This is a genomic window from Veillonella parvula, assembly GCF_036456085.1.
GTDB lineage: Bacteria > Bacillota > Negativicutes > Veillonellales > Veillonellaceae > Veillonella > Veillonella parvula_E.
The window spans coordinates 69448-90852 of sequence record NZ_CP138632.1 but is presented as its reverse complement, the minus strand read 5'-3'; the positions used below and the strand labels follow the sequence as shown (position 1 = coordinate 90852).

Annotated in this window: 21 protein-coding genes; 1 reads left to right on the top strand and 20 read right to left on the bottom strand. The window is 38.4% G+C overall.

The annotated features are described in order from the left end of the window. Positions 1 to 251: 251 nt before the first annotated feature. The 8 genes from PK1910_RS00400 to thiT form a co-directional block, all read right to left on the bottom strand. On the bottom strand, positions 252 to 1280 hold the full coding sequence (locus PK1910_RS00400; RefSeq protein ID WP_119562703.1) for an AraC family transcriptional regulator: 1029 nt from the start codon (positions 1278 to 1280) through the stop codon (positions 252 to 254). Positions 1281 to 1472: 192 nt separating this feature from the next. Continuing rightward, positions 1473 to 1739: a SemiSWEET family transporter gene (locus PK1910_RS00395; protein ID WP_004698672.1), complete on the bottom strand. Its 267-nt coding sequence runs from the start codon at positions 1737 to 1739 to the stop codon at positions 1473 to 1475. 370 nt (positions 1740 to 2109) lie between these two features. Beyond that, complete coding sequence (locus PK1910_RS00390; RefSeq protein WP_287511315.1) at positions 2110 to 3132, bottom strand: AraC family transcriptional regulator; 1023 nt, start codon at positions 3130 to 3132, stop codon at positions 2110 to 2112. A 14-nt stretch (positions 3133 to 3146) separates the two neighbouring features. Continuing rightward, positions 3147 to 3449 carry a DEAD/DEAH box helicase family protein gene (locus tag PK1910_RS00385; RefSeq protein WP_287511368.1) on the bottom strand — a complete coding sequence of 101 codons (303 nt, stop codon included), beginning with the start codon at positions 3447 to 3449 and terminating at the stop codon, positions 3147 to 3149. A gap of 25 nt (positions 3450 to 3474) precedes the next feature. Further along, positions 3475 to 3810, bottom strand: a complete 336-nt coding sequence (locus tag PK1910_RS00380; RefSeq protein WP_128113931.1) for a cupin domain-containing protein — start codon at positions 3808 to 3810, stop codon at positions 3475 to 3477. Between the two features lie 356 nt (positions 3811 to 4166). After that, positions 4167 to 5402 carry a molybdopterin molybdotransferase MoeA gene (locus PK1910_RS00375; protein ID WP_128113930.1) on the bottom strand — a complete coding sequence of 412 codons (1236 nt, stop codon included), beginning with the start codon at positions 5400 to 5402 and terminating at the stop codon, positions 4167 to 4169. Further along, entirely contained in the window at positions 5383 to 6507 is a 1125-nt protein-coding gene (locus PK1910_RS00370) for a molybdopterin-guanine dinucleotide biosynthesis protein MobB (RefSeq protein WP_128113929.1), read from the bottom strand. Before PK1910_RS00370 ends, PK1910_RS00375 begins: the two co-directional genes overlap by 20 nt. Beyond that, positions 6500 to 7030 (bottom strand): energy-coupled thiamine transporter ThiT, encoded by a 531-nt coding sequence (thiT, locus tag PK1910_RS00365; protein ID WP_039965064.1) that lies wholly within the window; start codon positions 7028 to 7030, stop codon positions 6500 to 6502. The genes PK1910_RS00370 and thiT overlap by 8 nt, the downstream gene beginning before the upstream one ends. Before the next feature lie 182 nt (positions 7031 to 7212). Between thiT and PK1910_RS00360 the strand changes: the two genes are divergently transcribed. Continuing rightward, the gene (locus tag PK1910_RS00360) at positions 7213 to 8199 is read left to right on the top strand and encodes a GMP reductase (protein WP_128113928.1); all 987 of its coding nucleotides are present in this window, start codon (positions 7213 to 7215) and stop codon (positions 8197 to 8199) included. Between the two features lie 134 nt (positions 8200 to 8333). Here PK1910_RS00360 and PK1910_RS00355 read toward each other — a convergent pair whose 3' ends face one another. From PK1910_RS00355 to ilvB, 12 genes are all read right to left on the bottom strand, one after another. Continuing rightward, a complete protein-coding gene (locus PK1910_RS00355; protein ID WP_004698757.1) occupies positions 8334 to 9527 on the bottom strand; it encodes an MFS transporter in 1194 nt (397 codons plus the stop codon). Between the two features lie 168 nt (positions 9528 to 9695). Then, positions 9696 to 10874 (bottom strand): M20 metallopeptidase family protein, encoded by a 1179-nt coding sequence (locus PK1910_RS00350; protein WP_004698594.1) that lies wholly within the window; start codon positions 10872 to 10874, stop codon positions 9696 to 9698. 173 nt (positions 10875 to 11047) lie between these two features. Then, positions 11048 to 11230 (bottom strand): hypothetical protein, encoded by a 183-nt coding sequence (locus PK1910_RS00345; RefSeq protein WP_004696604.1) that lies wholly within the window; start codon positions 11228 to 11230, stop codon positions 11048 to 11050. Between the two features lie 137 nt (positions 11231 to 11367). Further along, complete coding sequence (locus PK1910_RS00340) at positions 11368 to 12555, bottom strand: aspartate aminotransferase family protein (RefSeq protein WP_004696605.1); 1188 nt, start codon at positions 12553 to 12555, stop codon at positions 11368 to 11370. Positions 12556 to 12640: 85 nt separating this feature from the next. After that, the gene (gene argB / locus PK1910_RS00335) at positions 12641 to 13498 is read right to left on the bottom strand and encodes an acetylglutamate kinase (protein ID WP_105086695.1); all 858 of its coding nucleotides are present in this window, start codon (positions 13496 to 13498) and stop codon (positions 12641 to 12643) included. A gap of 10 nt (positions 13499 to 13508) precedes the next feature. Next, a complete protein-coding gene (gene argC, locus PK1910_RS00330) occupies positions 13509 to 14459 on the bottom strand; it encodes an N-acetyl-gamma-glutamyl-phosphate reductase (RefSeq protein WP_118091691.1) in 951 nt (316 codons plus the stop codon). A 110-nt stretch (positions 14460 to 14569) separates the two neighbouring features. Then, positions 14570 to 15580, bottom strand: coding sequence for an ornithine carbamoyltransferase (argF, locus tag PK1910_RS00325; RefSeq protein ID WP_004696611.1), 1011 nt, complete (start codon positions 15578 to 15580; stop codon positions 14570 to 14572). Positions 15581 to 15611: 31 nt separating this feature from the next. Further along, positions 15612 to 16796 (bottom strand): M20 metallopeptidase family protein, encoded by a 1185-nt coding sequence (locus PK1910_RS00320; RefSeq protein ID WP_128113925.1) that lies wholly within the window; start codon positions 16794 to 16796, stop codon positions 15612 to 15614. Between the two features lie 217 nt (positions 16797 to 17013). Next, the gene (locus tag PK1910_RS00315) at positions 17014 to 18336 is read right to left on the bottom strand and encodes a fibronectin type III domain-containing protein (protein WP_287511321.1); all 1323 of its coding nucleotides are present in this window, start codon (positions 18334 to 18336) and stop codon (positions 17014 to 17016) included. Between the two features lie 6 nt (positions 18337 to 18342). Continuing rightward, on the bottom strand, positions 18343 to 18933 hold the full coding sequence (locus PK1910_RS00310) for a beta-class carbonic anhydrase (protein WP_287511323.1): 591 nt from the start codon (positions 18931 to 18933) through the stop codon (positions 18343 to 18345). 184 nt (positions 18934 to 19117) lie between these two features. Further along, positions 19118 to 19630: an acetolactate synthase small subunit gene (gene ilvN / locus PK1910_RS00305; RefSeq protein WP_101928817.1), complete on the bottom strand. Its 513-nt coding sequence runs from the start codon at positions 19628 to 19630 to the stop codon at positions 19118 to 19120. An 8-nt stretch (positions 19631 to 19638) separates the two neighbouring features. Continuing rightward, positions 19639 to 21366 carry a biosynthetic-type acetolactate synthase large subunit gene (gene ilvB, locus PK1910_RS00300; protein ID WP_287511327.1) on the bottom strand — a complete coding sequence of 576 codons (1728 nt, stop codon included), beginning with the start codon at positions 21364 to 21366 and terminating at the stop codon, positions 19639 to 19641. Between the last annotated feature and the right edge of the window lie 39 nt (positions 21367 to 21405).

Below are 21405 nucleotides of genomic sequence, written 5' to 3'. Positions count from 1 at the left end.
TAAAAGTCTGTTAAACACATACAAAATTTCCTTAATTATTCTCTTTTAACCCATTAAAAAAATACAATTTCACCTATATGATTGTACAAAAAAAGAACACTACCATCGGATCGTAGTGCTCTTTCACCATATATTTTAATAGGATTAACAAATATACAAAATCACCTAAACCTAATGATTGTATATCCGCTCAAATTTAATCTCAAAAATATGCAACTATAATCAGTTACAATGGTATATAACAATACCAGTTAATCTTGTAATTTTTTTACAACCATCTCAAGTTGTTCTCTAACGTCATTTAACTTTTGATTAGCCACTTCTAATCTAATCTTATTAGTAGAATCATCTTGATATGGTAAACAAGATTGTAGTATCTCTATAATATCCTGTTCTTGTGTTGATATAATTTCCTTCCAATCATGTAATTTTGTTTTACGTCCTATTTCGTTTGCTTGCTTACGATATTCAGATGGCGTGGTATGGAAATGTTTTTTAAAAGCTACATTAAAAGCTTTAATATCCGCAAAACCACAGCTACTTGCAATATGTGCAACTGCATCATTAGAATTAACTAAACGAACTGTAGCCTCCCTCAATCTTAATCGTAATACATATTCAAGGAAGGAGACACCTAATTGGCGTTTAAAAAATTGTGATGTATAGTTCACATTATAGCCACCTATCTTTGCAAGATTTTCTAATTCAATTTTTTGCTGATAATTCTCATCTATATAAGCAATCATTTTATCGAAGGTGGCTACTGTTATATCGACAGGCTTTGTATGTACATGAATAGATTTAACCTTATTAATTTCTTTATATATATCGCTAACTAAAGATAAATAATGATACTCCACATCTAATCGATTAGTAGGACTTTCACCATTCACCATCAATAACATCATCATAGCCGCATGATGACGCAATGTGGTAAAGAAAGAGTTGTACCGATTACTTTCATCAGAACGTAATACAAATTGATACATTCCAAAGTTAGGATCAAACTGCTGAAAGAAATCCTTTCCGACATGAATAACAAGAGCTGTCGTATCTTCTTCCAACGCCAACGTAGCATGACCTACTTGAGGTGAAATGATAATTGTATCAAGCGGTTCCATTGTGAAAACCTCACTATTACAACTCATATCGATTCTGCCTTTTAGCAAAATCAAGATTTCTACACCACTATGCCAGTTGTAATGATATGTACTAACCTTGTATATATCACTATTGAAATCTATATGATTGTGTTTATAGGTATAGTGAAAGTAATCCATGACAACGTAACACCCCTCATAAAATCAAACAAATACCTCTCAATTATTTACATAAAAAATGCACCCCTTATTAATCAAAGGGATGCATTCATTATGATATATATAATTAGCAACGGTCAACAGTAATCTTATTTTACATGTCAATAATTTATAGTTTTATGTTTCTATAGCATTATATATCTATTCTTAAAATTACATAACCGCTGTAATAGCTGCTGCTAAGCCAAAGAAGATACCTGGTGCATTGGCTAATGCTACTGGAATATCTCTATGTTCTTTAAACAAACCATACGCTACCCATAATGTACAGTTGATTGCAGCTACAAGTGGTTGAATCCAATCGCCAGTACCTGGATGAGCTAGGTTATGCATGATTTGTGGGAAGTAAGATACATACATAGCTACAGCAGTAACAGTTGCAACTTTACCTACGTTTTCCATAAATTTTACTTGATTCATATATCCTCCAAAATTATAATTTACTAATTTTTTACTCCTGATGAAATATATTCTACTCAGTTTAGTGAATATAACTATCCAAATTAAAAGGTAATTTTTATAGTAAAATCAACGGAAAAAATAGATTTCTCTCGATTTATTGTATTTTCAGGGTGAATTTATATATAAATCCACCTAGAAAGCACATATAAAAAAGCACTACTTATCAACAGTAGTGCTTTTTCAATAACTTTATAGGGTTTCTTGATATAGAAATTTACCCAATTCTAATCTTTCTATATGTGTCATAAATTCATCAAAATAATTTGCTTCCCAAACTCTTATCATAAGAATATAGTCACAATAAAAATATAGTTATCATAAAACCCAATTATAAATCCTTTACTACATCGGCTAACTTTTCTTTCAAAGATTCCAATTTTTTGCTCATAAATTCCAATTCGCTCTTAGCTCGGGAATCATCTTCATACGACAAGAATGAATGCAATACATCAAGAACATCTTGATTGTCTACAGAAATAATTTCTTTCCAATCTTGTAAGACGGTTTTACGCCCAATGCTTTTGACTTGCTTACGATATTCTGTGGGGGTCATATTAAAGTGTTTTTTAAAAGCCACATTAAAGGCTTTCACATCTGCAAATCCACAATCGCTTGCAATTCTTGCGACAGCCTCATCCGTACTAGCTAAGCGAACAGTAGCGTCACGGATTCTTAACCTCAAGACATACTCAACAAATGAAATCCCCATTTGCCGTTTAAAAAACTGCGATGTATAGGCAATATTATAGCCTCCAATTTTAGCAATATCTTCTAACTCTATTTTCTGCTCATAATGCTCATCAATATAGGCAATCATTTTATCAAAAGATGCCGGTTTTATATCGCCAGGTCTAGCATTTTCATAAACCTTTTTTATAGGATTAAATTCTCTAAATACATCACCGGCCAAAGCTAAGTAATGGTGTTCTATCCACATTCGATGTACTGGGCTTTCACCTTTAGTCATCAACAACATCGTCATAGCAGCATGATGGCGTAAGGTTGTAAAGAATTCGTTATGACGCGTACTATCATCTGAACGCAAAACAAATTGGTACGATCCAAAATCCGGATCATACTGTTGATAGAACTCGTTACCTACATGAATAACAAAGGCTATAGCATCCTCTTCGAGGGCTAATGTTGCATGCCCCACTTGAGGAGAGATAATCACGACATCAAGAGGTTTCAACGTAAAAACCTCACCATTGCAACTCATCTCAACACTACCTTTTAACAAGATAAAAATCTCTGTTTCTGCATGCCAGTTGTAATGATATGTACTAACCCTATATATGTTACTGCTAAACTCTATATATTTATGTTTATATGAATAGTCAAAATAGTCCATTACACTTTTGCTCCCTAAGGTAATTTCGCTCTTAACGCCAGTTCTTGTGCTTTACCTACATTTAACAAATCAGTTTCATCCTGTGTCCAAGTACCAAATAACACGTTCTCTACAATAGTGCCAAATGGTTCGGTACATTGTTTGGAATTATACACTTGTACTAAATTCCATTTATATACTTGAATACTTTCAAATAATCCACTTTGTTCTAATTCATTAATATTAGATACCAAAGATTTCACAATTTCATCGTGATGCTCTTTAGGTGTAGCTCTGGCTTGTAAAGAATACATATAAAATGCACCCCTTATTGATATAAGGGATGCATTTATTATGATATATTTATTTAACTACGGTCAACAGCATCTTAAAGCTTTCTCTTGCATCTAGGCTATGAGGTACTTCCGATGGCATAATCAAGGTTTCACCAGTCTTCACATTATGCTCCGTATCACCAACAACGATATGCGCTTCTCCATCGAGGATTTGCACAATCGCATCGCCTACTGTTACATGCGTAGAGATTTCTTCCCCCTTAGGCAGCGCAAATAGTGTAATGCTGAGTCGCTCATTTTGAGCAATTGTAATACTAATCACTTGCCCCTCTTTATACTCTAGGTGCTCACCTAAATGCAAAATTTCGTTTACCGGGATATTTTTTGTGAAAGTCTTACTCATAGAAATCACTCCTTATATAGCTATATAATAGTAAAAGTAAATAAAAAGTAGATTAAAACAATTTTATCAAAACCAATTGATATAACTAAAAAATATCCTTCCCTTAATTTTATTATAATTTAATTGAGATTTAATTTCAGTATCTTTGGTAACAAAATTAAAATTATTTTTTGATAAACGAAATGTTTTGAATAAACGCAAAGACGAGGCCTCCTAAGAAACCTCGTCTTTTTTACATTATGGTTAGCCATAAATATTATAGTTTTTTAACTAGTATATTTGTATCTAAAACTCTAAAACGCTATAACTCTAAAAAATCTAATGCCTTAGAGTAAGAGTCTAAAAATCAAAAGGGTCTAAACTGCAGGCAGCAAGCCTAATAGATACACATTAAATGTATCACCAGGATGTACTTCATGAGTTCCTCGTGGAATACATGCCAACGCATTCACAGTATATAGCCCTAACATGCTACTACTATTAAAATGACGGTTAGCCACAAACCGTGGCACACCACCGCCGAACACCACTTTTCCTTGTACATAGCGATCAAAAACATTACGTTTGAAGATTTCTGTATCCATTACGCAAGCCACCACTGGAGTCGTCCAATTAGCCAACCCTTTATAACGCTTCAAGGTAGGCGCTACGATTAAATGCCATCCATTGAAAGCAGCCCCTGGATTACCGGACAAGCCAAAGATAATCTGACCTTTCGGGGTAACCGCACCATAGGATGCTGCACCCGGTCGCATTTGAATACGGGCATAGATAGATTCTGCCCCCAATTTTTCATAAATAAGAGGCATCGTATCAAAAAGACCTACCGATACACCACCAGAACTAATTATAACATCTGCTTCTTCACTAAGTTTTAAAACATGATTGATTTCAGAGTCTAACGCCTCTGGAGCATCACTTACATGATAATGTGTTATCTTGTGAAAACCTAAGTCCTCTAAGAGTCCACAAATCATAGCTCGATTGGAGTTGTAAATTTTACCAGGCGTTAAGCTTTCACCAGGTTCAATAACCTCATGACCAGAGGTAAGAACTAATACACGAGGCATGGCATTAACAGAGATCTCAATAATGCCAAGTCCCGTCAAAATGGTTTGTACTGTAGATGTTACCTCTGTACCGTGCGGAATCACAATAGTACCGACATTACACTCTTCACCTTGTGGAATAATATGATCACCACAACGATATTTACCTTGAATTGTAATCGATGTATGCGGTTCACCTGTGCCTACTACTTGTTCCTGCATGATAACGGTATCACATGTATCTGGTACTGGTGCACCAGTCATAATCCGTACTGCATGGCCAGGTTTTACAGGCTGTTTCCATACAACACCAGCTCCAATGATGCCGTCAACGATATATTCATTACGACCTTCTTCATAGGCGATAGCATACCCATCCATTGCAGATTTTGAAAAAGCAGGTACATCCGTTGGCGCAATAATATCCTCTGCTAGTACGTATCCCTTCGCAGCTTTAACTGCAATCGTTTCAACTTTATGAACTTGCGTTTGTAAGGCCTCATCCCATAATTGGAGAGCCTTCTCAACAGTAACGACGGCCATTTAAACTCCTCATCATTTCCTGTATGTGGCGTACCAATTCAGGTACGTCTTGATCCAATTTGCTAATTTCTATCGTCGCCACTCGGTCCATTGGGTCCGAGATCAGCTCTTCCGTATATCCCTCTTGAGTAACCTCTATAATTGGGGCAATCCCTTGGGATCTCGTTTCTAGTATAACTATATCTACAGGCATAAACTGTGATATTTCATACAAGTTGGATTGTTCTTTCATGCGTATACGAATCGCTGTTTCAGTAGGCCCTGCAATTGCAACCGCATCAGCTCCAGCTTTATAGGCAAGGTCTGTATCTGTTCCTTCATGATCCATCTGAAAGCCATGCTTATCGCTTTTTACTACACCAACCGATAAACCGATATTTTGTAACTCACACACAAGGCGCGTTACAACAGTAGTCTTACCTGTTTTACGTTTCGATGCGACCACACTAATTAAAGGTACACGGCGGAATTCATTTTCCGCTAAAGCTCGCGCCCATTGATAGTCTTCAAATCGATTAATATTGCTTAGCTCCCAACTAAAATCAGTAGCATCAATAGATTCTACATGACCAATAACATCGAGGGCATGATGCAACGATACATTTTCGCCAACAAGAATAGATTGAATTAAGGACGCAATATATGGCCTATAAATACCCGCCATCGGCTCAGATTTACCACTTTCACTATATGGGACAATGGCATTCCAATCATTATGATCTACTTGATAGAGCCAATCATAATACAAATCCATTTCCATGAATGGCATATCTACTGCCATTACCGCATAAGCAGAACTAGTACCAACAGCTAGAGTACTATACAGCCCCCCTAAAGGTCCGCATCGCCCAACAGAATCCCGAACAATAGAAACCTTATTTTTCTCATCGTTCGATAATGTATCTATAATATGAGTTTGGATAGCAAGTCCTAATTGCTCGTCATCACCGATAGAGATAAGAATATCTTGAACATCTGCATCTAATCCCTTACGAAGTGCATGAGATATAAGACTTTCACCATTAATCCAAGGCAACAAAGCTTTAGGTTGCCCCATTCTAGTACTGAGTCCTCCAGCCAAAATAATTAAACCTAATTTATCCACGACGTTGTAAACCTCGTTTAACACCTTGGTAGATGAATAGTAAAACTGCAATATTTAAAAGGCCATCTGGAACCATATAGGATGCATTATAAATCATGGAATAAACCCAAGGATTCTGCCCTTGTGGAGCATAGCTAGCAAAGACTACAGCACCGCTCGTAACAGATGCTCCCCAACGCAATACAATACCTACGATGGATCCAGTGATAAGACCAGAAAGAGAATCTTTAAAGTAACCACAAACGCCAATAGCACCGTAAGCAACCAGGTAGTCTAATATAATACTTAAATAATGAACAGATGATTTAAAGCCTAAAATAAAGTGTAATATACCATATACAACACCTGCGAAGATACCTCGTGTTCCGCCCCAACGATATGCGTAAATCATGAGTGGTACCAGTGCTGCCGCCTTAATAGAGCCCCCCTGTGGCATATGGAAAATCGTAATAAATGACAACACTTGAGCAATGGCAATTGCTACGCCAGCTTCAGCAAGCATACGGATTTTAGACTGTTCCACATTAATCAACCTCCTTTTACTATATATCTAAAATGAAAATATTATTTATACAATCTACTTGTATTGTACTACAGTTTATCCCTTACACCAAACAAAATATTCGGAACGTATTGAAAATTTTATGAGTCTCTTGTATAATGGTACAGGTTCAATATGTAATACTCGAAGGAGATATAGAAACTATGATTAATACAACTAACATCTTTGATTATGAAGACGTGCAATTGATTCCTAATAAATGTATTGTCTCCAGTCGTAGCGAATGTGATACACATATAAAATTAGGTAAACGCACATTCCGCTTACCAGTAGTACCTGCTAATATGCAAACTATCATCGACGAAGAGTTGGCTGAAAAATTAGCTTGTGAAGGGTATTTCTATATCATGCATCGTTTCCAACCAGAACGTCGTATGGACTTTGTAAAACGCATGCACGACCTTAACTTATATTCTTCTATTTCTATCGGCGTAAAAGCTGAAGAATTTGCCTTAGTTGATGAATTCAAGAAAGCAAACTTAACCCCAGAATATATCACTATTGATATTGCACATGGTCATTCCAATGCAGTCATCGAAATGATCCAATATATAAAAAAGAACTTACCTGAAACCTTTATTATCGCTGGTAATGTAGGCACTCCAGAAGCAGTTCGTGAACTAGAAAATGCTGGTGCTGATGCGACTAAAGTAGGCATCGGTCCTGGTAAAGTATGTATCACAAAACTGAAAACTGGCTTCGGTACTGGCGGCTGGCAATTGGCTGCAGTTCGCTGGTGCGCAAAAGCAGCTACTAAGCCTATCATAGCTGACGGTGGTATCCGTGACCATGGTGACATTGCAAAATCTATTCGCTTTGGCGCTACTATGGTTATGATTGGCTCCCTATTTGCTGGTCATGAAGAATCCCCAGGGGAAGAAAAAATCGTTGACGGCAAAGCTGTAAAAGAATACTTTGGTTCCGCTTCTGAGTTCCAGAAAGGTGAACGCAAAAACGTGGAAGGCAAAAAAATCTTTATCGACTCCAAAGGTTCTATCTTCGATACATTAACTGAAATGGAACAAGATTTACAATCTGCTATCTCTTACGCTGGCGGTACGACTCTACAAGCCATTCGCAAAGTAGACTATGTACTTGTTAAAAACTCTATCTTCAATGGCGATCGCTAGTCTAATCAATATATAATAACGCTAAAAGACACAGGTTCAAAACCTGTGTCTTTTTAATGCGAGAAATACATAAAATATAAAAATATGAAAAAGGAGCTACGATACGAAAGTCGTAGCTCCTTAATTATAGACTATTAAATTTGTTCTTCACTAAGACCACAGTCTTTACTCATTAAATGGTATGCGTATTTACCAATACCTGCACTTACAACAAGCAATGTAGTCAATACGATAAATGCTACTGTAAGACTTGTACCGTGCGCAATGAAGCCAATCAAGGCAGGCCCCATCAAAATACCCATATAACCGAGCATTGTAGATGTTGCAACCGCTTGTGTCATAGGAATAACATTTTGTTCCCCCATCGCAGAGAATAGATTTGGTACTATCATAGCTAATGAAATACCCAATAATAAGTAAGTATACATGGAGGCATGTCCTGGTAAGAATACGATCAGCCCCATCGCAATAGAGCCAAGTAAGTAGCCACCAACGACAACTTGCTTAGATGTTAAGTGTTTACCTAATCTATTACCAAGCAAACGACCTATGCACATAGTACCATTAAAGAGCATTACACCCATAACAGCCTCTTCAATAACAATCCCTTTATCTTCAAATAAATATAATGCGCTCCAGTCCCCTACAGCACCTTCTACCAAGTAAGACACAAAGGACAATAAACCAAAAATAAGGGCGATTGGATGGAAGGACAATGGGCTTTTAGACTTTTTAGTAACCTTTGCATTTGGGTCACTACCAAAGGTCAACATAAATTGGCTAACTACGACCATCGCAATAAATAATACGATGAGTAGCCCCCAAATACTTTCATTAACAGAAAAAGATAAGATTTTTAAAAGCACAAGTAAAACACCGGCACCAGCAAAGCCACCTAAACTCCAGCCTCCGTGATAGGCGCCCATCAAATGTTTTTTGCTCACCTTTTCCGTTAGGATAGCTTGTAAATTAGCAGAAGCACCACTAAGACCTACACCAATACCAAAAAAGAACAGGGCTACTGTTGTTGTAGCAATAGTAGGACACATAGTAACGATGGCAAGAGATACCATACCAATAAAGCTAGCTAACAAAACGACTCTCTTACACCCAAAGCTTTCTACAAGCTTACCTGCTATAGCCATGGATAAACAAGAACCTACACCGAGCAACAAAATCATGGAACCTAATACATCTTCACCAATACTAAGCTTTGCTTTTAAATATGGCACGAAACCTGCCCATAAAGCTGTGTACATACCAGGGATAAAGAATGCCCCAAAAGCACCACGAATATTTGCTGTTGAAATAGAAACTTGATCGTTCATTACATCCTTTCTGGCTTCTAGAACCGTCCGACAAAGAAAGGTCCTTTTTATCCGCAATGCGCTAAAATATGCGCCATTACAGGAAACCATTTTAATTACATATGATTTATTATTGGAATATAATAAACCCCTTTACCAAAAATGTAAAGGGGTTTATGGGGTTAAAATTTATTTATGTTCTTTTAACCACTGAATGGCATATTCAGCATATACCGCAGATGCAGCAGATAATACAGTATCATCCATATTAAATCTATTATTATGATGATCGTATGTAGCTTCTACATCAGGGTTTTGAATACCAATAAAGGCAAAGCATCCTGGTTTATCTTGTAAATACCAGGCAAAATCTTCTCCAGGCATGACTTTACGCATCTTAGAAAGCTTGTCCTTACCTAATGTATCAATAACGACACGTTCTGCCAGTTCACTGGATTCAGGATCATTAATAGTAGGGGGCACTTTTTTTATATATTCTAATGTAGCAGTCGCTCCATAGGCCTCTGCAGTGTGTTCTACAATGCGGCGAATAGTATCGACAATATATTGTTCTTGGTTTGGATCAAAGAAACGAACTGTACCGCCTAGGGAAGCTTCCCCAGGGATGACATTCCATTCTGAGCCAGAATGAATATTGCCAATCGTAACAACGACGGAATCAAGGGCACTCACATTGCGAGAAACCACGGTTTGTAAATTCATAACGATGGCACTAGCCACCACGATAGCATCAATCGCTTGATGAGGCTGTGCACCATGACCTTGTTTGCCTTTTACATTAATAGTAATCTGGCTACTCGCAGCCATACGAGGACCCTCTTCTACAGACATGAGTCCCGCTGACAAATCGATCCACACATGCCCTCCAAAGATAGCATCTACCTTATCATACCAATCGCCAAATTTAATGAAATCCGGAGCCCCTGCTCCAGTTTCTTCCGCAGGTTGGAATGCTAAATACACATCGCCTTCAATACGGTCTTTCATAGACATTAGCATCTTAGCCGCACCTAATAAAATAGCCATATGTCCATCATGACCGCAAGCGTGCATTTTGCCTTCTACTTCTGATTTATAGTCCACTGCATTATGTTCATGAACAGGCAGTGCATCGATATCGGCACGCAACGCGATAGCCTTTCCATGTTTAGCACCATGGATAATGCCGATTAAGCCGATACCACGTTCTGTGTCTACATGAACCTCTACGCCCATTGATTCTAGTTCTTTAGCGAGTGTCTTTGTCGTCTCAAACTCTTCATTGCTGAGCTCTGGATGTTTATGAAAATATCTACGCCAATTTTGAACGTAGCCTTTATATTGCTCTATTAAATCGCGACTATGCATCGTATCGCCTCCTCTAATATCAATATGCATCGCTAATATATAACGATTAAACAGTCTCCGAATTTATAAATACAAAACCTACATGCACCAAGAAAAACCCCTTATTTAGGGGAATAACATGGTAAAAGTAAAAGAAAACGACAGGCAGCGCGCCATGTCGTTTTCTCAGTTTCTTATCGGTTGCGCAATACTGCTTGTACCGCTAAGGATACAACAGCTGTTGCAACTGTCACAGCAGCGGTGATTTTCGCCGTTGTGATAATTTCTTCTTTTGTAGGTTTTGCTTTAGCTGCAATGTCCAACGTTTTTGCTACCGCTGGAACCAATACTTCATTACGTAAGGATTCTGTATTCATATTTACTCCTCCAATATAGACTGTTTCTTTTAGGGTAACACGAATACGGAGTAAAGTCTATATAATCATCGGTTTATTTCCATAGTTCAATGTTACATAACTATAGTAAACAATATTTATGAAAGTTAAACAAAATCTTACTGTGCCGCTAATTCTTCAATTACATCAGCTAAAATAGCAATAGCTTTTTCTAATTGTTCTTGCGGAATATTAAGAGCTGGTAAAAGACGCACCTTATTTTTAGCAGATAAGCATACTACACCTTTCTCAAGACATTTAGCTATAACAGCTTTAGCATCAACCGTAGTTTCAATGCCAAGCATAAGGCCCATACCGCTAACACCAAGAATGCCAGTTTTACCAGTTAAGGTAGCCTTTACATATTCCCCTTTTGCTTTTACAGAGTCAAGGAGTTCAGGAGTTAACCGGCTAATAATAGTATTACCTGCAGCTGCGCAGATTGGATTACCTCCAAAAGTAGTAGCATGAGCACCAGCATTTAATACATATTGCATCTTTTCATTGAATAAGGTGGCACCCATGGGTAGACCTCCGGCCAAACCTTTTGCAGTAGATACCACATCTGGTTCGATACCAAATTGTTGGTATGCATATAAGCTGCCAGTCCGACCATTACCAGTTTGTACCTCATCGATGAGTACCAGTTGATCGTGTTCATGAGCATATTTTGTTACGCTTTGGACAAACTCCTTATCTAATGGCATAACACCACCTTCACCTTGAATAGGTTCCATCATGATGGCACAAACAGCTGGATTAGCAAGGGCTTTCAAAGCCGCATCAATATCATTGGCTGGGGTATAAATAAAGCCTTCCGTAAATGGGAAGAAATGTTGATGGAATACATCTTGTCCTGTCGCGGACAAGGTGGTAATAGTACGACCGTGGAAACTATTGACTAAGGTAACAATTATATGACGCCCTTCGCCGTATTTGTCATGGCTATATTTACGCGCTGCCTTAATCGCACATTCGTTAGACTCCGCACCAGAGTTAGAAAAAAATACCTTTTTCATCCCCGTTTTCGCACAGAGCTGTTTCGCTAGCTCAATTTGTGGCAAGGAATAGTATAAATTAGAAATATGATTCAATGCATGAGACTGCTTAGTAACAGCCTCAGTCCACTCATCATCATCAACGCCAAAAGCGGTTACGCCAATACCAGAACCAAGGTCGATGTACTCTTTACCATCTACGTCCCACAAGAGAGAACCTTTTCCTTTTTCAAAGCATACGTTGAACCGACCATACGTATTGGCTATATATTCTTTATCTTGTTGTTCAAAATCGATTGCATTACTCATTATATCCTCCAAATGTACGGTCATGCCGTCGTCTATCTATGTAAAAGATACCCAATAGATGATTACCAGTATTATGTTTACTATATTAAGCAACAAACATTGTACCAAGGCCTTCATCGGTTAATAACTCGATAAGAATGGCATGTGGAATTTCACCATTAATGATGAATACCTTTTGTGCCCCTGCTTCTATGGCCTCTAAGCAGCAATCTACCTTTGGAATCATACCGCCTGCAATGACGCCATCCGCTTTTAACTGAGCTGCCTCGGCCATTGTAATTTTAGAAATTAAAGAATCTGGATCATGCACATCTCGCAGTACACCATCAATATTAGTCATAGCCACCATGGTTTCCGCCTTGAGAGCGCCCGCAATTTTCGCGGCTACCGTATCAGCATTAATATTATATGTCTTGCCATCGGCTCCCATGCCGATAGAAGAAATAACCGGAATATAGCCACGGCTAATTACGTCATGGATAATACTCGTATCAATGGTATCAATATAACCTACATAACCAAGTTCTTCGTTTTGTTTATGAACTTGAATCATGTTGCCATCTACACCACAAAGGCCAACAGCTTTGCCACCAAGATCCGTTAAATCCGCCACGAGCCCTTTATTCACCTTGCCGGCTAGCACCATTTGTACAACATCCATCGTTGCTTCATCGGTAACGCGTAGACCATTAGCAAAATGTGATTTAATTTGCATCGCCTCTAAGGTACTATTAATAGCTGGACCACCACCATGAACGAGGACTACTTTTACCCCCACTAATTGAAGTAATAGTAAATCCTTCATGACAGATTTCTTTAACTCTTCATCCACCATGGCATTGCCACCGTATTTAACGACAACGTACTGGTCTGTGTATTGTTTTATATATGGAACGGCCGCCGTTAAGATATGCGCCCGCATTGCATTTGTTACATTCTTCATAGATTCCTCTCTAACCTAATACTAAACCAGTATCCTCTGGTAACCCCAATGCAATATTCATACATTGAACGGCGGCACCCGATGCACCTTTACCTAAATTATCGAAAATGGCGTGAACCATGATGCGTTCATCGTTACCAGTGACATAGATTTTCATACTGTCCGTATTGCTCAATTGATTAGCGTTTAACATACCGCTATTGCTATTTTCAGTAAATGGTGCAACCGTAACGATTGTACTATCTTTGTAAAAGTATTCTAACGTTTGTTGTACCTTATCAATACAAACAGGTTTATGACATAAACGACTATGAATACCTACGGTAACCTCCATTCCAGAGTAGTAATCATCAACAATTGGCATAAAAATTGGAGCTTCACTAAGGCCGCATACATGTTGTACTTCGGGTAAATGTTTATGTTCTTGGCCAAGCCCATATTGACGAGGCGCATAAAGGAAATAGTCCTTAGGACTACTTTCATATTGGCCAATCATCTTCTTACCACCACCGCTATAGCCTGTTAAGGATGTAATAGTGAAAGGATAATCCGCTGGCACGAGCCCTTCTTTTACAAGAGGTGCTATGCAAGCTATCATACCACTTGCATGACAGCCAGGATTTGCAATATGTTTTTTAGTAGCAATAGCTGTCTTATAATTAGTACCAAGCTCTGGGAAACCATAGGCCCAATCAGAATCAGTTCTAAAAGCAGTAGATGTATCGATTACCTTGCACGGCAAGTCACCGATAACCGCCATAATATCTTTAGATGCCGCATCAGGTAAACAAAGAAATACGATGTCTGCCTTTTTTGCAACCACTTTAATGGCCTCTACATTTTTGCGATCCTCATCAGCAGTCGCTAAGAGTTCTATATCTTTTCGATCGGATAATCGTTCATGAATTCTAAGACCCGTTGTGCCTTCATGACCGACAATAAATACTCTATGGGGTGTCATAATAAACCTCAATTCTCACCTATTGGTGACTCACACCTATTTATATAGCCCTTTATCCAATATAAATAGAAAACAAACGATACCATACATCACCATTTAGGAAGATGAACTTATTTCAATGGATAATTTCCAAAGGTAGCAACCATAACTGCCTTAATCGTGTGGAGACGATTTTCTGCTTCTTGGAACGCCAATGAGTTTGGACCTTCGAATACCTCTTCGGTTACCTCAATGCCATCCATGCCAAACCGTTCATAAATATCTTTACCTACTTGTGTTTCTGTGTTGTGGAACGCAGGTAAACAGTGACAGAACTTAGTATTGGGATTACCAGTTAATGCCATCATTTCTGCATTTACTTGGAACGGTTTAAATGTATTGATACGTTCCTCCCACATATCGTAAGTATCGCCCATCGTTACCCACACACCAGTGTAAATGACATCTAAGCCTTTAACACCTTCAGCTACATCATCTGTACAAGTGATAGTAGCACCTGTTTCTTTAGCCACCTTTAAGCACTCTTCGTAGAATGGACCAGCTGGCCAGTATTGTTTAGGACCAATAAGTCTGAAATCCATCCCCATTTTAACGGCACCACTCATCAAAGCATTGCACATATTAGATTGACCATGACCTACATAGGCAAAAGAAATTTCATTCAACGGTTTGTCGATATTTTCTTGAAGTGTTAAGAAATTGGCTAATGTTTGTGTAGGATGATCCATATCGGTAAGCCCATTCCAAACTGGCACACCAGAGTATTCCTCCAATGTATCTACGTCCTTTTGGTCAAAGCCTCTAAACTCGATGGCATCATACATGGAACCGAGAACACGAGCCGTGTCCTTTAAGGATTCTTTCTTATTCATTTGAGAACCTGTAGGACCAAGATATGTTGTAAAAGCACCTTGGTCAGCTGCCCCTACCTCAAAAGCACAGCGGGTCCGCGTTGAGTCTTTTTCAAAAATTAGAACAAAGTTTTTACCTTCTAATGTTTTAATTTCCTTACCCGCTTTTTTATCTGCTTTTAATTTAGCTGCTAAATCTAAAAAGTATTTAATTTCCTCTGGTGTATATTGAAGCATTGTTTTAAATGATGTATGTTGTAAACTTTTCATGATAACCTCTTATTTCAAACTATGTGTTTAACTACTTTTCTTGTAAATATTCGGCGGCAATAGCTGCCATCATTGTTATACTAGGTTCGAGGATGCTTTCATCGATGGTGAAAGCCTCATTATGTAAGGCCGGATTGCCTTCAAAGCCAGTGCCTAACCAAAGGAACGCACCTTTGATTTTATGAAGATAGGCGGAGAAGTCTTCTGCTGCCATAGATGGGAACTCAGGATGTACCACTGCGTCTTTACCAAGATATTTCTCTACAATGGATGTGGCATAATCAATGGCCTCTGGATTATTGATAGTTGCACCATGTCCCCTTTTATAATCCAAAGTGCTTTCCGTTTTAAACATCACATCGAGGGCCTGTAAACTTTCACCTAATCGTCGCTCAATATAATCACGTTTCTCTGGTTCATAGGTACGACATGTACCTTCTAGATATACATCGCCACAGCCTACATTGTATCGATCACCGCCATTTATAACACCTATGGTACATACAAGATTTTCCATAGGATTCGTTTCACGAGCTACCATAGACTCCACATTTACAATCCAGTTCGCTGCGGCTACAATAGCATCAATCCCATTGTGAGGCTCCGCACCATGGGTTGATTTGCCCTTAATATGTACAAGGAAGTGATCTGATGCAGCCATCAAATTACCTTTTTTTAGACCTACAGTGCCAACGGGTAATTGTGGCCATACATGAAGTCCATATATTTCATCTACGTCATCAAGGATACCGCTATCTACAATACCTTGTGCTCCTGGGAATAATGCTTCCTCTTCGGAAGGCTGGAATACAAGTTTTACAGTGCCGTGCAATTGATCTTTAATAGACTGTAAAATCGCTGCTGCACCAAGCAAGATTGCCATGTGGCTATCATGACCACAAGCATGCATAACGCCTTCATTTTGTGAAGCAAAGGGCAAGCCTGTTATTTCATGTATGGGTAATGCATCCATATCGGCACGCAATGCAATAACAGGGCCTGTATGAGCACCTTCTATCTTACCGATAACAGCATAATCGGAAACATCGTTTACAAAGGGAATTTCTAGTTCACCAAGCACCTTTTGAATAAATAAAGATGTATTTTTTTCTTCACCCGACAATTCTGGATGACTGTGAATATGTCGACGCCATTCCACAACTTGTTCTTTATATTGGGAGGCATAAGTTTTTATTAAGTCTTGTAATGCATTCATTACTCTATCTCCTTTATACACTATATGCATAATTTATACATATTTAGCGTATTTTTATAATCTATGTACGTATTATAATACTACATTTTATAATAAGCAAGTTTTTATACGTATTTTTCGTATTTTTATTTGTTATATTGTACATTAACTTTACTCATAAATGCTTAATGCTTTTTATTAGACAAAAAAGACACCTCCCAAAGGAGGTGTCTTTCTCTTATTTTTCAATGACTGATTCGTCAAGCTGAGTACCATCAGGTAAAAATGATTTTACAATCAGCTTATTTGGTGTTACGGTCATAGACATATAATTATTCGTTTCAGGCTGAGGTGCTACATATACATCTAAGGGATGTTGCTTCCACTTAGGACGTCGTGCATCACCAGCTATACCTGTAAGGATATATAGTGGACCAGATGGGTCTCGATCAAAGTTTCGTACATGGCCACGGTTGCGGTATGTATGTAAATGAGCAGATAAAACTAAGTCTACATTAAACTCATCGAAGATAGGCATAAATAATACGCCCTCATCATCGAAACCTACATCGCGACTTGCACCTGGTCGGTCAAAGGCATATCGGAATGGATCACGATGCATGAGGACTACAGTCCACTTTTTAGTATTAGCTGCTAAATCTTGACGTAGCCACTGAACCTCTACATCGTACAAATCAGGATGATGAGTATCATGATTATCCTCATGATTACTTTCATACAACATCGTATCTAATACAACGTAATGCACATCGCCAAAATCATAGGAATAATAACGGCGATTAAATATTTCATTCCCATTAGGCGGTACTGCGAAGTAATTCAAATATGCATAAGGCTCGCGCATTTTCCAATCTAATGTATACATCTCATGATTGCCTAAGGTCGTTGCTAACGGCACATTAGCACTCAATGGTCTGATGGAATTCAACCAAGTGCGCCATTGATAGTCTTGTTCCCCATTATCTACAAGGTCCCCCATGCTAATATACAGGGCTGTCCTTGGATTGCGATGTGCGGAATCCTTAACAATCTGCTCCCACGCAGAATAATCACCAGATTGAGAATCTGGATAGATAAGAACATCATACACACTGGCGCCAGCCGTTTCCAGAGAGTACCAATCACTACGGCGATTACTACCATAACCAACTCGATATTCGTATTTAGTACTAGGCATCAAACCAGTTAATGTACCCTCATGGATATAGGTAGTACTACCATCATCGGTAAAAGCTTTGTCTGTAGCTCTTATCGTTTGAGTCGTATCGGATCCAACAAGACGATACTCTATTACCGCATCAGCTTCACTGCTATCTGATTGCCACATAATAGTACGACTCGTGCTGTTATCTTGAGCTACGATTTGTCGAATATAACGGCCTTCAGAATCTAGGAGTGGCTTAATATCTTGTCCACTCACAATAGCAGCCGTTCTAGTTATGCGACTCTGTATGGCATCCTTATAGACATATCCACCTACAACAGCACAGACCAAGGCAATAATGGTCAGTACGGATATAATTAATCTTTTTTTGTTCATATAATTCTAATTCTTTTCGTAATATTGTTTCATTTGTGTATAGCCATTGACAATGACTTCGATTTCACCCGTTCTAGGATGGAAGATAAGTCCGTGAATAGGCACATCTTTAGGAATCAAAGGATTCATACGCAATTCGTCTACTGTATCCTCTACATTTTCAGCAGGATGTGTAAAGCCATCAGCCCAGCGTTCCATTTCTTTACGGACCATATGAATCGCTTCTGGTGCAATACCACGAGCCAACATTTTTTCTGTTAGATCTTTTGCCGTAGTTTTTGCCATACCACATTCGTGATGACCAATGATAAAGATTTCGTTAACGCCTAGCTCATAAACACAAACAAGTAAACTACGTACAACGCCATCAAAGGGACCTGTAATACAGTTACCTGCTGTCTTTACGATTTTCGCTTCACCGCGCCCAATATCCATGGAATCTTCTAAGAAGTTAACAAGACGTGTATCCATACATGTAACAATTGCCATTTCACGACTAGGCATTTTACTACACTTTGTATCTGTATCTACATAACCTGTATTTTGATCTTCTACATATTCTCGATTATGGGCTAAAATATCATCTAATAAGCTCATAGTACCTCCTATATAAAAAGACTTTGGCATACAACCAAGGTCTCTATATCAATAATGCTCGATATACATATTATATCATATTAAGTTGTACACGCTTTAAGCCACAAAAAATAGGTCTATTCAAATACATGTATTATATATTTGAATAGACCTAAATCGCTTTTAAAGTGCTAGAGTACACTCCTTATCTATCAGGTGTAGATAATGCTTCGATAGCTACGCTACCACCTCGTACAACTTCAATACGATTGACGAACATATCTTTAAATAAGGCAATCATGTCATTATTTTTAGATACGGTCTTTACACATTGTACTAGTACAGATTTACGATTATAATCCACAACTAATAGATCAAAGGTTTGGGCAATGCGGAAGATTTCTTGTTTATCCGCTTCTTTACAGCTATTGACCTTGATAAATAGTAATTCTTTTTTCGTAATCGGCATGTCTGTAAAGTCTATAACCTTAATCACCTCTACACTGCGATTAAGCTGTTTAATAATTTGTTCATATGTCAAATCATCACATGTGAGCTCAATTGTCATACGAGACATGGTAGAATCTTCAGTTTCCCCTACAGTCAATGTATCAAGATTATAATTTTTGCCTGCGAAGAGGCCTGAAATCTTAGCTAGTACACCGATTTGGTTTTCTACATACGCTGAAATACAACGTTTTTTCATATGTACTTCCATAGCCCCTCCTATTTTTTATCCTTCAACAACATATCACTTAAAGACTTACCTGCTGGTACCATTGGCAACACATTGAGTTCTGTTGGAATGATAAACTCGAGTAAGGTTGGTCCATCTTTGAAAGTATCCGCCAATTGGAATCCTTTTTCGATGTCCTCTACCTTAGTGATTCGCATAGCTTTAGCACCATAAGCTTCTGCCAATTGTACAAAGTTTGGAACATATTCAAACTCATTATTATCAATAATATCACGCGTTACAATAGAGCTTTCATCCATCAATAAATTTGTACAAGCATATCGTTTGTCGTAGAACAATTGTTGCCATTGGCGTACATTTCCGAGGAAACCATTATTTAAAATAATTAGCGTCACAGGCAAGCGGTAGTGCATAGCAGTGGCAAACTCTTGGATATTCATTTGCACGCCACCATCACCACAGATAGCAAATACACGCTTATCTGGATTTCCCATTTGCGCACCTAATGCAGCAGGAAAACCATAACCCATAGTCCCTAAGCCACCAGACGTCAACATTTGATATTGACCTTTCACATCAAGGAACTGGGTAGTCCACAATTGATTTTGACCCACATCGGTTGTAACGATAGGATGTTCATAATGATGATTGATGTACTCGATAACAGTTTGAGGTGTTAACCCCTCTTCGTCAGCTTGAGTGACAGGGCGCTCTGCCTTAAGTTGCTGTAATTGTTTTGGCCAGTTGCCAAGATCGTGAGGTTCAATATATTCTAAGATTTTTTCTATAGCCAATTTAGCATCTGCTACGATTGGAATATCGACCTTAATATTTTTAGAAATAGACGCCGCATCTACATCAATATGGATAATCTTACAATCTTGTGCAAAGGTACTTAACTTGCCTGTAATGCGGTCGTTAAAACGGGTACCAATAGAAATCATCACATCACAATCAGTTATGGCTACATTAGGCGCATAGCCACCGTGAATCCCTACATTACCAAGATACAATGGATGACGACTATCAATAGCACCTTTTCCCATCAAGGTTGTTACAACAGGAATCCCTGTTTTTTCAACCAACTCCATCATAAGGTCATTGGCCCCACTAATACTTACCCCACCGCCTAATAGGAATAGAGGCCTTTTAGCTTTACTAATAATAGAACAGGCCTTTTTAACTTGACCTACGTGAACAGTGGTATTTGGTTTGTAACCGCGAATATTAATCTCTGTTGGATATTCATCTGACCCCATAGCCTTCTGAATATTCTTAGGAATATCTACTACAACAGGGCCTGGACGACCTGTGCGAGCAATGTAAAAGGCCTCTTTCAAAATACGACCTAAATCTTTACGGTCACGAACAGTAACGGCATATTTACAAATATTGCGGACGATGCCAACAGTATCTACCTCTTGAAAAGCATCATTGCCCATGAGGCCTAAATCAACTTGTCCAGTAATACAAACGAGGGGCACACTATCTGCATACGCTGTGGCAATACCAGTCACAAGATTTGTAGCACCTGGACCGGAGGTTACCATACACACCCCTACTTTACCAGTACTCCGAGCATAGCCATCTGCAGCATGAGCTAAGGCTTGTTCATGACGAGGCAAAATAACCTTTACTTGATCTTGTTTATATAATTCATCCATGATATCGATGGTTGCGGCCCCAGGGTAGTTAAATAAAAACTCTACCTGCTCCTCTTGAAGGGCTTTTACCAAATACTGTGCGCCTGAAATCATAGGTATCTCCTTATTTATATAATGCATGCATATCGAATT